The 12,405-nt window shown below is 68.6% G+C and carries 11 protein-coding genes; 8 read left to right on the forward strand and 3 right to left on the reverse strand.

The genetic code is table 11. From position 1 onward, the window contains the following. The first annotated feature begins 64 nt into the window (after positions 1 to 64). The 6 genes from GONAM_RS18380 (at position 65) to GONAM_RS18405 (ending at position 5,031) form a co-directional block, all read left to right on the forward strand. Positions 65 to 907, forward strand: coding sequence for an undecaprenyl-diphosphate phosphatase (locus tag GONAM_RS18380; RefSeq protein ID WP_006868261.1), 843 nt, complete (start codon positions 65 to 67; stop codon positions 905 to 907). Between the two features lie 58 nt (positions 908 to 965). Then, complete coding sequence (locus GONAM_RS18385) at positions 966 to 1,703, forward strand: MSMEG_4193 family putative phosphomutase (protein ID WP_040536901.1); 738 nt, start codon at positions 966 to 968, stop codon at positions 1,701 to 1,703. 25 nt (positions 1,704 to 1,728) lie between these two features. Then, on the forward strand, positions 1,729 to 2,436 hold the full coding sequence (locus GONAM_RS18390; protein WP_006868263.1) for a DUF3090 domain-containing protein: 708 nt from the start codon (positions 1,729 to 1,731) through the stop codon (positions 2,434 to 2,436). 61 nt (positions 2,437 to 2,497) lie between these two features. Continuing rightward, entirely contained in the window at positions 2,498 to 3,328 is an 831-nt protein-coding gene (locus GONAM_RS18395) for an SCO1664 family protein (RefSeq protein WP_245548647.1), read from the forward strand. Positions 3,329 to 3,415: 87 nt separating this feature from the next. Continuing rightward, on the forward strand, positions 3,416 to 4,666 hold the full coding sequence (gene mshC, locus GONAM_RS18400; protein WP_040536907.1) for a cysteine--1-D-myo-inosityl 2-amino-2-deoxy-alpha-D-glucopyranoside ligase: 1,251 nt from the start codon (positions 3,416 to 3,418) through the stop codon (positions 4,664 to 4,666). A gap of 56 nt (positions 4,667 to 4,722) precedes the next feature. Next, positions 4,723 to 5,031 (forward strand): hypothetical protein, encoded by a 309-nt coding sequence (locus GONAM_RS18405; protein ID WP_006360419.1) that lies wholly within the window; start codon positions 4,723 to 4,725, stop codon positions 5,029 to 5,031. Here GONAM_RS18405 and GONAM_RS18410 read toward each other — a convergent pair. Together GONAM_RS18410 and GONAM_RS18415 are read right to left on the reverse strand one after the other, a co-directional pair. Further along, on the reverse strand, positions 5,012 to 6,145 hold the full coding sequence (locus tag GONAM_RS18410; protein WP_040536903.1) for an alpha/beta fold hydrolase: 1,134 nt from the start codon (positions 6,143 to 6,145) through the stop codon (positions 5,012 to 5,014). The two genes, GONAM_RS18405 and GONAM_RS18410, sit on opposite strands and share 20 nt — an antisense overlap. Then, complete coding sequence (locus GONAM_RS18415; RefSeq protein WP_006868267.1) at positions 6,142 to 7,020, reverse strand: PAC2 family protein; 879 nt, start codon at positions 7,018 to 7,020, stop codon at positions 6,142 to 6,144. Before GONAM_RS18415 ends, GONAM_RS18410 begins: the two co-directional genes overlap by 4 nt. Before the next feature lie 51 nt (positions 7,021 to 7,071). Between GONAM_RS18415 and metH the strand changes: the two genes are divergently transcribed. Beyond that, positions 7,072 to 10,662, forward strand: a complete 3,591-nt coding sequence (metH, locus tag GONAM_RS18420; RefSeq protein ID WP_040536905.1) for a methionine synthase — start codon at positions 7,072 to 7,074, stop codon at positions 10,660 to 10,662. A 24-nt stretch (positions 10,663 to 10,686) separates the two neighbouring features. Continuing rightward, a complete protein-coding gene (locus tag GONAM_RS18425; protein ID WP_006868269.1) occupies positions 10,687 to 11,475 on the forward strand; it encodes a crotonase/enoyl-CoA hydratase family protein in 789 nt (262 codons plus the stop codon). 91 nt (positions 11,476 to 11,566) lie between these two features. Here the strand turns inward: GONAM_RS18425 and GONAM_RS18430 are convergent. Continuing rightward, positions 11,567 to 12,405, reverse strand: an 839-nt coding sequence (locus GONAM_RS18430; protein ID WP_006868270.1) for an HNH endonuclease signature motif containing protein, incomplete at its 5' end; no start/stop codon positions are given.

A 12,405-nucleotide genomic window follows, 5' to 3' on the forward strand; every position in this document is an offset into this window, starting at 1 on the left:
AGGCGGGTCGACGCGTGTCACCGAGCCGGGTCGGCGGTCGGGGCTCCGCGTAGCATCGGGCGCCGTGACCGACACCATGAGCTGGACCCAGTCGATCGTCCTCGGGGCGCTGCAGGGTCTCACCGAGTTCCTGCCGATCTCGTCGTCCGGGCATCTCCGCATCGCCTCGGAACTCATGTTCGGGGAGGACGCCGGCGCGTCGTTCACCGCGGTCACCCAGCTCGGCACCGAGGCGGCCGTGCTGCTGTTCTTCGCCAAGGACATCGTTCGCATCATCGCGGCCTGGTTCCGTGGCCTGTTCCACGCCGAGGAGCGGAGCCTCGACTACCGCATCGGCTGGTATGTGATCTTCGCGACCATCCCGATCGGCATCATCGGCTTCGTACTCAAGGACCAGATCCGCACGACCGGCCGGAATCTGTGGCTGGTGGCGATCATGCTGATCGTCTTCGCGGGTGTGTTCTGGCTGGCCGAGCGCTACGGCAAGAAGCAGCGTCCGCTGGAGAAGCTGACGCTGCGCGACGGCCTGGTGATGGGCGGCGCCCAGTGCCTGGCGCTGGTCCCCGGCGTCTCCCGGTCGGGTGCGACCGCCAGTGCGGGCCTGTTCCTCGGCCTCGAACGCGAGGCCGCCTTCCGGTTCTCGTTCCTGCTGGCCATCCCGGCGGTGACGGCCTCCGGCCTGTTCAGCCTCCCGGACGCGTTCAATCCGAGCGGCGAGGGCATGGAAGCCACCGGGCCCCAGCTGCTGGTCGCGACGATCGTCGCCTTCATCGTCGGATATGCGGCCATCGCCTGGCTGCTGAAGTTCGTAAGCAACCACTCGATGAACTGGTTCGGCGCCTACCGGGTGATCCTCGGCGTCCTACTGATCATCCTGCTGTCGACCGGCGCCATCTCCGCGACCTGACGATCCCGACGGTCCTCGTCGTGTGCGGGTCGCCCGCGCTCATGCCTATGGTTGTGGCATGACCGTGATCCTTCTCCGGCACGGCCGTTCGACGGCGAACACCTCGGGTGTGCTCGCCGGTCGTAGCCCCGGAGTCCACCTCGACGACCGGGGCCGCGAACAGGCCGACGACCTCGTAAGCCGCCTGGGCGACCACCTCGCCGAGATCAAGGCGGTGGTGCGATCGCCGCTCGACCGCTGCGCGGAGACCGTCGCACCGTTGCTCGCCGCACTCGGCACCAACGGCGACCGCCCGCCCGAGGTCGTCGTCGACGATCTCGCCGAGGTCGACTATGGCGGCTGGACCGGACGATCGATCTCCGAGCTGCTCAAGGAGCCGCTGTGGAAGGTCGTGCAGCAGCAGCCCTCGGCGGCGGTCTTCCCCGACGGCGAGGGGCTCGCCGACGTCCAGGCCCGGGCGGTGCGCGCCGTCCGCGACCTCGACCGCATCTACGGCGGACCGGACGGTTCCGGGGTGTGGGTCGCGTGTTCGCACGGCGACGTCATCAAGTCGATCGTCGCCGACGCCATGGGCAGCCATCTCGACGCCTTCCAGCGCATCGTCGTCGAGCCGGCGTCGATCAGCGTCATCCGCTACGCCTCGTCGCGCCCGTATGTGCACACCGTCAACAACACGCAGAAGCTCTCGATACCGACCCCGCGCCCGCCCGCCGGAGACGACCAGCAGGCCTCCGACGACGCGGTCGTGGGCGGGGACACCGGTGCCACTGCGACGGTCCCGGCGACATCGGGATAATGAACACAACAATCAAGGAGGTGTGATGTCCCGAGCGATCCACGTGTTCCGCAGCCCGGACCGGTTCGTCGCCGGCACGATCGGGCAACCCGGTGACCGCACGTTCTACCTCCAGGCCGTCCACGAGACCCGCATCATCAGCGTGATGCTCGAGAAGCAGCAGGTCCAGATCCTCGCGGACCGGATCGGTGCGCTCCTCGACGAGATCCATCGCCGCTTCGGGACCCCGATCCCGCCGGCCACCGATCGGGTCGGCGACCTGAGCCCGCTCGTCATGCCCGTCGACGCCGAGTTCCGGGTCGGCACCATGGGATTGGGCTGGGACGCCGAGTCCGAGGCCGTCGTTGTGGAACTCCTCGCCATCACCGAGGGGGAGTTCGACGAGAGTGTCGTGCTCGACGACACCGACGAGGGACCCGATGCGGTGCGGGTGTTCCTGACCACCGCGGCCGCACGGGAATTCGCCGCCCGCTCGTCGAAGGTCATCTCCGCCGGCCGGCAGCCGTGCCCGCTGTGCAACGAACCGCTCGACCCCGAAGGTCACCTGTGCGTGCGCACCAACGGGTACAAGCGCGATGCGGAGTTGAGCAAGTCGATCGACTTCATCGACCCCGAGGTCTTCAACAGCCTTGCGGCGCAGACCGATCCGAGCTTCCTCGTCGACGAGGACGACGACGACCCGGAAGGACCCGACGACGAGGATCCGGGCACGTCCGGACCCTCCCAGGCGTGAGACAGGGGCACGGTCGTTGACGTCGGAGGCCGCGAGCCCGCAACCCGAGCCCTCGGACCCGGTGCCGACTGAGGTGTCGACGCTCGAGATCCTCCGCGACGGCGAGCTGACGATCCTCGGTCGGATCCCGTCGGCGAGCAACGCCACCCTCGTGTGCGACGCCGTGCTCGACGAACAGACGGTCCGCTGCGTGTACAAGCCGGTCCGCGGCGAGGTACCGCTGTGGGACTTCCCGGACGGCACGCTGGCCGGCCGCGAGGTCGCGTCGTACCTGATCTCGGAGGCCCTCGGCTGGGGTGCCATCCCGACGACGATCCACCGCGACGGCCCGGTCGGCCCGGGGATGGTCCAGCGCTGGATCGAGACGCCCGACAACACCGAACACCCGCCCGTCGAGCACCAGCCCCGCGTCGACCTCGTCGACCTGTGCCCGGTCGACCGGGTGCCGACCGGCTTCTTCGCCGTCCTGCAGGCCTACGACCCGTACGGCGAACCCGTCGTGCTCGTCCACGCCGACGACCCACGACTCCAGCGACTCTCGGTGCTCGACGTCGTCCTGAACAACGCTGACCGGAAGGGCGGCCACGTGCTCGAGGGCCTCGACGGCGGGGTCTACGGCATCGACCACGGCATCTGCCTGCACTCCGAGGACAAGCTCCGCACCGTCCTGTGGGGTTGGGCGGGAGAGCAGGTACCCGGGCACCTGGTCGCCGACGTCGCCGAACTGGCCGAGAAGTTGGAGACCGACGGGTGTGCGTTGCGGGACGAGCTGTTGCGTCACATCACCGCCGACGAGGTCGACGCACTCACGGTCCGGGCGATCGTGGTCGCCGAGAGCGAGACCATGCCGCTCCCGCCGGGCCACCGGCCCATCCCGTGGCCCCCCTTCTGACGCCCCACTGTGATCCGCGTCGCCGGACGACGCCGCTCCGACCGGGCCGTGAACACCTCGCGGTCCGTGGGCAATACAGTGGACGCCATGCAGTCGTGGCCCGATGTGGAACTTCCGGAGGTACCCGGCGAGGGACCTGCCCTTCGCCTCTATGACACCGCCGACCGTGCGGTCCGTCCGGTGACCCCCGGACAGACCGCCACCATGTACGTCTGCGGGATCACCCCGTACGACGCGACGCACCTCGGCCACGCCGCCACGTATCTGACCTTCGATCAGGTCAACCGCGTCCTGCGGGACCAGGGACACGACGTCCACTACGTGCAGAACGTGACCGACGTCGACGACCCGCTGTTCGAGCGTGCCGACCGCGACGGCGTCGACTGGCGCGACCTCGGTGCGCGCGAGACCCAGCTCTTCCGCGACGACATGACCGCCCTGCGCGTGCTGCCGCCGCGCGACTACATCGGTGCCGTCGAATCGATCGGCGAGGTCATCGAGGTCGTGGAGAAGCTGCTCGCCTCGGGTGCCGCCTACACCGTCGACGACGCCGAGTACCCCGACGTCTACTTCCGGACCGACGCCACCGAGCAGTTCGGCTACGAATCCGGCTACGACCGCGAGACCATGGCCCGGTTCTTCGCCGAGCGCGGGGGCGACCCCGACCGTGCAGGCAAGCGTGACCCCCTCGACGCCCTGCTGTGGCGTGCGAAGCGGGAAGGCGAGCCGTCGTGGGACTCGCCCTTCGGTCCCGGACGTCCGGGCTGGCACATCGAGTGCTCGGCCATCGCGCTGAACCGGCTCGGCATCGAGTTCGACATCCAGGGCGGCGGCAACGACCTGATCTTCCCGCACCACGAGTTCTCGGCGGCCCACGGCGAGGCACTCACGGATTCGCGCCGCTTCGCCCGCCACTACGTGCACACCGGCATGGTCGGCCTCGATGGCGAGAAGATGTCGAAGAGCCGCGGCAATCTGGTGTTCGTGTCGGTGCTGCGTCGCGAGGGCGTCGACCCGGCCGCGATCCGTCTGGCCCTGCTCGCCGACCACTATCGCGGTGACCGCATGTGGACCCAGACGGTGCTCGACACCGCCGTCGAACGTCTCGACCGGTGGCGCACCGCCTTCGCCGCACCCACCGGCCCCGACGCCGCGGATGTCATCGCGCGCGTCCGCCAGCATCTCGCCGATGATCTCGACACCCCGAAAGCACTTGCCGCAGTGGACGCCTGGTGCGCGGACGTGCGCAGCGGCATCGGTTCGTCGGCGGAGGCCCCGGCGGCACTCGCGGCCGCGGTCGACGCGCTGCTCGGCATCCCGGCGACCCGGCAGAACTGATCCCTCCGGGTTGTGCGGGGCGAACAGTGAGTGACCGCTCTGGGTACAGTGCTCTCGTGGCGCGCGTGCAAGAGATCAGACCAGACACCGACTCCGGGGTGTTCACCGTGGTCACCCGGACCTCCACCTACCTGCTCGATTTCGGGGAGATGACGCTGCTGCGTGCCCCCGGCGTCGGCGGCACCGACAGCGAGGACTGGACCGTCAGCCGGCTGCGCCGTGATTCCGAGGACATCCCGCTGCTCGGGGTCAAGTCCTGCCGGCTCGGCGAGTCCGCGCAGTTCTGGGTACGGGCCGCCGACGATCCCGACGTCCGCACGTGGCGGATCACCACGCCGGTCGTGTCTATCGAGAAGATCGGCTGAGCGGGGCGCGAATCCGATCCCGTAGCGCGTTCAGGGCGTCGACATACAGCGGCGGCCGCTGCCGGTGGATGTCGTGTCCCGACGGTATGCGGTCGATCAGCAGGCAGTCCGGCATGAGCGTGTGCGCCCGGACCGCGTCGTCGGAGGTCATCGCGCCCAGCAGGACGCCGTCCTGCTCATGGGCCGTCGTGTGCAACAGCGTCGTGGGTACGAGGACCCGGCTGAGGGTCTCGGCCTGCTCATATCCGGCGAGCCACGAGCCGTCGTAGAACATCTCCCCGTAGCGCAGGTCGTAGTCGCCGGTTCCGTCCTGCAGACAGGCCGTGAGTGCGATCGCGCGGTTGAGGGTCGGCGGCAGCCACCACAGTTTCGGGATCACGTGCGGATCCCGGTCGAGGCGGCGCTCCAGCGGACCCCGGACCAGGGACTCCCACGCGCGGTCGCCGAACATCGTCCGCAGGTGGCTGTGCCGGACCCAGTACCGGGTCCAGCTGTCCGCGTCCGCCGATGCGCCGGCTTCGAGATGGCGGTGGATGTTCCGGAACGTGTCGAGCCAGGCGTAGGTCGCGTGCACGCGGTCGGGTTCGGTGCCGAAGAACGGTGCGTCCTCGATGAGCACGGCGCGCACGCGGTCTCCGAAGTCGGCGGCCAGCCGCACGGCCAGGAGCCCGCCGGAGGAATGTCCCGCCACGACGACGGGGGCGCCGACGACGTTCTCGACAAACCAGGCGAGGGCCTCGGTCTGCGGCAGGGCCGGGTACAGCGACGGCTCCTTGGCCGAACCCCCGTGTCCGAAGGCGTCGACGGCGAAGACCTGCCAGTCGCGGGTGAGTGTGCCCAGCACCGCTGCGTAATCCGTCCACGAGACCTGCTGGCCGGGGATCAGCAGCAGGGGAGGGCCGTGTCGGGGTCCCTCGCCGTAGGTGATGACGGCACCGTCGGGGGTCGTGACCGCCCGCGGGCGCATCCCGCTTGACGCGAGCCGGGCAGCCTCGCGGGTGTCGTAGGTGAGATTGCGCGCGGCGTACGCCGCCGTACCGGCCCCCACCGCGGCGACACTCGCCGCGATCCCGGCGCCGGCACGTCGCGCCAACGTCGATCGGTGGCTGCTCACCCGCCGAACGGCCCCTGGCCGCGACGCTTCAGATACCGCTCGAACTCGGCGGCGAGTGCGTCGCCGTCGATCTTCGCCATCATCTCGTCGGCATCCATCTCGGCGTCGCCACGCTCTTCGAGGCCACGGACGTAGTCGGCGATCTCCTCGTCGTCCTCGGTCATCTCGGTGACCGCGCGCTCCCACTCCTCGGCCTGCTCGGGCAGGGTGCCGAGCGGGACCTCGATGTCGAGGACCTCCTCGACGCGCGTCAGCAGCGCGACGGTGGCCTTCGGGTTGGGCGGGGTCGACACGTAATGCGGCACGGCGGCCCAGAAGGACACCGCGGGCAGGCCCGCCTGCACGAAGAGGTCCTGCAGCACGCCGGTGATGCCCGTGGGGCCCTCGTAGCGGCTCTCGGTCAGGTTGTACCGGGCCGCCGACTCACTGCTGTAGGCCGTCCCGGTGACCGGCACCGGGCGGGTGTGCGGGGTGTCGGCGAGCAGCGCGCCCAGCATGACGGTGGTCTCGACCTCGAGCTCCTGGGCGAGTTCGACGATCTCGGCGCAGAACGCACGCCACCGCATGTTCGGTTCGATGCCCCGGACCAGCACGATGTCGCGGTCGGCACCGCGCGGGCTGCAGTATGAGATCGACGTCGTCGGCCACTCGATGCGCCGGGTCACGCCGTCCACCTGCTTGACAGTGGGGCGGTTGACCTGGAAGTCGTAGTATTCATCAGAGTCGATGTCGGCGAGCGGACGAGCGTCCCATTCGAGGGCGAGATGCTCGACGGCGCTGCTGGCGGCGTCCCCGGCGTCGTTCCATCCCTCGAAGGCCGCGAGCAGAATGGGTCTGCGCAGCTGGGGGAGGTTCGACATCTGCTCAGCGTTCACCGAACCAGCCTACGACCGAACACGCAGAGAGGGCGAACTACGCTGTCAACCATGTCCTTCGAAAACTCCGGCCATCGACCGAGCGACTTCGACACGACCTTCATGTCGTCGATGTCGCGGCGCGTCCTGATCGGCGACGGGGCGATGGGCACGATGCTCCAGGCCGCGGACCTGACCCTCGACGACTTCAACCAGCTCGAGGGCTGCAACGAGATCCTCAACGACACCCGCCCCGACGTCCTCGAGGGCATCCACCGCGCCTACTTCGAGGCCGGCGCCGACGCCGTGGAGACCAACACCTTCGGCTGCAACCTGTCGAACCTCGGCGACTACGACATCGCCGACCGCATCCGTGAGCTGGCCTACAAGGGCACCGCGATCGCACGCGGCGTGGCCGACGAGATGGGTCCGTCCGCCGACGGCACCGACCGGTATGTCCTCGGCTCGATGGGCCCGGGCACCAAGCTCCCGAGCCTCGGACACACGACGTTCGCCGCGATCCGCGACGCCTATCAGGAATGCGTCATCGGCATGCTCGAGGGCGGCGCCGACGCGGTGCTCGTCGAGACGTCGCAGGACCTGCTGCAGGTGAAGGCCGCGGTGATCGCGGCGCAGCGCGCCATGGACCAGGTGGGCCGACGTATCCCGATCATCAGCCACGTCACGGTCGAGACGACCGGCACGATGCTGCTCGGTTCGGAGATCGGTGCCGCGCTGGCGGCGATCGAGCCGTTGGGCGTCGACCTGATCGGCCTGAACTGCGCCACCGGTCCGGCGGAGATGAGCGAGCACCTGCGCTATCTGTCGAAGCATGCGCGCATCCCGGTGTCGGTCATGCCGAACGCCGGTCTGCCCGTCCTCGGCGCGAAGGGTGCCGAGTACCCGCTGACGCCGGAGGAACTGGCCGAGTCGATGGCCCAGTTCGTCGGCGAGTTCGGGCTCTCCTTCGTCGGCGGTTGCTGCGGCACCACGCCGGAGCACATCCGCCAGGTCGCCGAGGCGGTCGCGCAGGTCACCCCCGCGACGCGCGCGCCCCAGCACGAGTCGGAGACGTCGTCGCTCTACACCGCGGTGCCCTTCGATCAGGATGCGAGCTTCCTGGTCATCGGTGAGCGCACCAACACCAACGGGTCCAAGGCATTCCGTGAGGCGATGATCGCCGAGGACTACCAGAAGTGCCTCGACATCGCCAAGGACCAGACGCGCGACGGCGCGCACATGCTCGACCTGAACGTCGACTACGTCGGTCGGGACGGCGCCGCGGACATGACCGCTCTCGCGAGCCGCTTCGCGACGTCGTCGACGCTGCCGATCATGCTCGACTCGACCGAGCCGGAGGTCATCCGCGCGGGTCTCGAGGCGCTCGGCGGTCGGTGCGCGGTCAACTCGGTGAACTACGAGGACGGCGACGGGCCGGACTCGCGGTTCAACAAGATCATGCGTCTCGTCGTCGAACACGGTGCGGCCGTTGTCGCCCTGACCATCGACGAGGAGGGGCAGGCGCGTACCGCGGACTGGAAGGTCCGGGTCGCCGAGCGTCTGATCGACGACATCACCGGCAACTGGGGCCTCGCCGAAGAGGACATCATCATCGATGCCCTGACCTTCCCGATCTCGACGGGTCAGGAGGAGGTCCGCCGCGACGGCATCGAGACGATCGAGGCCATCCGCCGGCTGCACGAGTCGCATCCCGATGTGCACTTCACGCTCGGTATCTCGAACATCTCGTTCGGCCTGAACCCGGCCGCGCGGCAGGTGTTGAACTCGGTGTTCCTGCACGAGTGCGTGCAGGCCGGCCTCGACACCGCGATCGTGCACGCCTCGAAGATCCTGCCGATGGCGCGCATCCCGGAGGAGCATCGTCAGGTCGCGCTGGATCTGGTCTACGACCGCCGGAGCGAGGGTTACGACCCGCTGCAGAAGCTGATGGAGCTGTTCGAGGGCGTCTCCGCCGCCTCGGCTCGCGAGTCACGCGCCCAGGAACTGGCCAAGCTGCCGCTCTTCGAACGGCTGGAACGACGCATCGTCGACGGTGAGCGCAACGGCCTGACCGACGATCTCGACGAGGCGATGACCCAGGTCCCGCCGCTGTCGATCATCAACGACACGCTGCTGTCGGGGATGAAGACCGTCGGCGAGCTCTTCGGCTCGGGTCAGATGCAGCTTCCATTCGTGTTGCAGTCCGCCGAGGTCATGAAAGCCGCTGTGGCGCACCTCGAACCGCACATGGAGGCGACCGGCGAGGACGGCAAGGGCCGTATCGTGCTGGCGACCGTCAAGGGCGACGTCCACGACATCGGCAAGAACCTCGTCGACATCATCCTGTCCAACAACGGCTACGAGGTCGTCAACATCGGCATCAAGCAGCCGATCACGACCATCCTCGATGTCGCCGCGGACAAGAAGGCCGACGTCATCGGCATGTCCGGTCTGCTCGTGAAGTCGACCGTCGTCATGAAGGAGAACCTCGAGGAGATCAACACGCGTGGTCTCGCCGAGGAGTACCCGGTCCTGCTCGGCGGCGCGGCGCTGACGCGTTCGTACGTCGAGAACGACCTGTCGGAGGTCTACGAGGGCGACGTGCACTATGCGCGTGACGCTTTCGAGGGCCTGCGGCTGATGGACGACATCATGGCGCGCAAGCGCGGCGGCGGACCCGACCCGGACAGCGACGAGGCCAAGGCCGAGGCGGCCAAGACGGCCGAGCGCAAGGCACGCCACGAGCGGTCCAAGCGCATCGCCGCGAAGCGCAAGGCCGCCGAGGAGCCCGTCGAGGTGCCGGCGCGCTCGGACGTGACCGCCGACAACGAGATCCCGACCCCGCCGTTCTGGGGTTCGCGCATCGTCAAGGGTGTGCCGATCGCCGATTACCTGCAGCTGCTCGACGAGCGTGCGCTGTTCCTCGGCCAGTGGGGCCTGCGCGGCGCCCGCGGTGGCGACGGCCCGTCGTATGAGGAGCTCGTGGAGTCCGAGGGCCGGCCGCGTCTGCGTTACTGGATCGACCGGCTCGCGACCGAGAACATCCTGCAGCACGCCGCGGTGGTGTACGGCTACTACCCGGCGGTCAGCGAGGGTGACACCGTCCACGTGCTCACCGAGCCCGATCCTGATGCGCCGGTTCGGTTCAGCTTCTCGTTCCCGCGCCAGCAGCGGTCGAGGTTCTTGTGCATCGCCGACTTCATCCAGTCGCGCGAGGCCGCGAAGGCCGCCGGCCGGGTCGACGTCCTGCCGTTCCAGCTCGTCACGATGGGACAGCCGATCGCCGACTTCGCGAACAAGCTGTTCGCCGAGGATGCCTACCGCGACTACCTCGAGGTGCACGGCATCGGTGTGCAGCTGACCGAGGCGCTCGCCGAGTACTGGCATCAGCGTGTGCGCAGCGAGCTGAAGTTCGGTGACCGGTCGATGGACAGCGAGGATCCCGAGCACGCTCAGGGCTTCTTCGACCTCGAATACCGCGGTGCGCGTTTCTCCTTCGGTTACGGTGCCTGCCCGGATCTCGAGGACCGCGCGAAGATGATCGAGTTGCTCGAGCCGGAGCGGATCGGTGTCCGGCTGTCGGAGGAGTTGCAGCTCCATCCCGAGCAGTCCACGGATGCGTTCGTGCTGCACCATCCGGAAGCCAAGTACTTCAACACGTAGGTGTTCGACGACTGACCGGGGGCGATGGGCGTGTCGAAAGTGATCGAACGGTCGCAGGGGCCGGTCCGGATCATCGGGATCGATCGTCCCGACCGCCGCAACGCCGTCGACCGTGCGACCGCCGACGCCTTGGCCGATGCGTTCCGTCGGTTCGACGCCGACGAGTCCGTATCGGTGGCCGTGCTCTACGGCGAGGGTGGGACGTTCTGCGCGGGAGCCGATCTCAAGGCCATCGCCGACGGAACCCCGAACCGGGTGGAGGCCGACGGTGACGGCCCGATGGGCCCGACCCGGATGCGGTTGTCCAAGCCGGTGATCGCGGCGATCTCCGGTCACGCCGTCGCCGGTGGACTCGAACTCGCCCTGTGGGCGGACGTGCGCGTCGTCGAGGAGGATGCCGTGTTCGGCGTCTTCTGCCGGCGGTGGGGCGTCCCGCTGATCGACGGTGGGACGGTGCGGCTTCCGCGGTTGATCGGGGAGAGTCGTGCGATGGACCTGATCCTCACCGGTCGTGCGGTCGCGGCCGACGAGGCGTTGCAGATAGGACTCGCGAATCGCGTTGTGCCATCGGGGACCGCGCTCGACGCCGCCGTCGAACTCGCGACTCAGATCGCGCAGTTCCCGCAAACGTGCCTACGCCAGGACCGGATGTCTGTTCTCGAGCAACACGGCCAGGACCTCGACGCCGCGATGAGCAACGAGTTACGGCACGGCATGGTGTCGCTCGCGTCCGACACCGTCGCGGGAGCCACCCGCTTCGCCGGCGGCGCGGGGCGTCATGGTGAGGGCGTCGCCTCTGCTCCCGAGGTGTGAGGAGCGTTAGCGACGTGCACTCCCCGCTCCCTGAGGTGTGAGGAGCGTAGCGACGAGCCACGAAGGGCTGGTGACCAGTGCTCGACACTCCTCACGCACGCGGGTACGCCGCGGCGAGGAGGATCGAGGCGAGGGTGGCTTCGGCGTCGGAGGCGTTGCGTAGGTCGATGACCTCGCGCAGGTGTAGGCGTGGGGTATCGCCGGACTCCGGTTGGGGTCCGTAAATTTCGTTGCGCACTTGTTGGAGGTGTTCGGCGAATCGGCGGGGTATGTCGGGTCGCCGGTTGATGCGTTCAGGATTCGGTGGTGCGCCGGGTTCGGCGTTGAGTCGCCAGGCGCAGCGGCCCTCGTCGGGGCCTTCGCGCACCATGCGTGTGGTGTAGCCGCCGGGTTGGTTGCTGACCATGCGGTTGTGTTTCGGACACGCCGGAGCGAGGTCGGTGATGTCGGTGAGTCCACCATCGGCCCAATCCAGTTGGGCGTGATGCATCTCGACGTGTGCGGCGGCGAGGTCGCAGCCAGGGGTGGAGCAGCTTTCGCCGTCGGGTCGTGCGAAGGACACCAGTCGTTGTTCGCGGGTGGCCAGGCGTTTGCCGCGTCCGAAGTACAGCGGGACCGCGGTGGCGTCTTTGAACACCGCCAACCAGGGCTGCGCATCGGCGGCCATGTCGATGAGCTCGGGGATGGGGATCAGCGTGCCGGTGGCGGTGGTGGCGAACCCGGCTTCGCGTCGGAGGTCGTTGAGGTCGGCTTTGATGATCAGTTGGGTCGGCAACCCGCGGTGACTCTTACCCAGGAGTCCGTCCTCGAAGACAGCTTTGAGCAGGGCGTTGAACGCGTCGTGATTGAGTTGGGCGGAGGTGCGGTCGTCACGTTCGGCCGCAGCAGCAACCGTGTCGGGGTCGGCGTCTTCGATTGACCCGTGTGGAG

The sequence above is a fragment of the Gordonia namibiensis NBRC 108229 genome (assembly GCF_000298235.1).
GTDB lineage: Bacteria > Actinomycetota > Actinomycetes > Mycobacteriales > Mycobacteriaceae > Gordonia > Gordonia namibiensis.

What these genes read in the sequence shown, in the direction of transcription:
- mshC (WP_040536907.1), top strand. Translation starts at nt 3,416, where the DNA reads ATGCAGTCGTGGCCCGATGTGGAACTTCCGGAGGTACCCGGCGAGGGA.
- GONAM_RS18385 (WP_040536901.1), top strand. Translation starts at nt 966, where the DNA reads ATGACCGTGATCCTTCTCCGGCACGGCCGTTCGACGGCGAACACCTCG.
- metH (WP_040536905.1), top strand. Translation starts at nt 7,072, where the DNA reads ATGTCCTTCGAAAACTCCGGCCATCGACCGAGCGACTTCGACACGACC.
- GONAM_RS18390 (WP_006868263.1), top strand. Translation starts at nt 1,729, where the DNA reads ATGTCCCGAGCGATCCACGTGTTCCGCAGCCCGGACCGGTTCGTCGCC.
- GONAM_RS18425 (WP_006868269.1), top strand. Translation starts at nt 10,687, where the DNA reads ATGGGCGTGTCGAAAGTGATCGAACGGTCGCAGGGGCCGGTCCGGATC.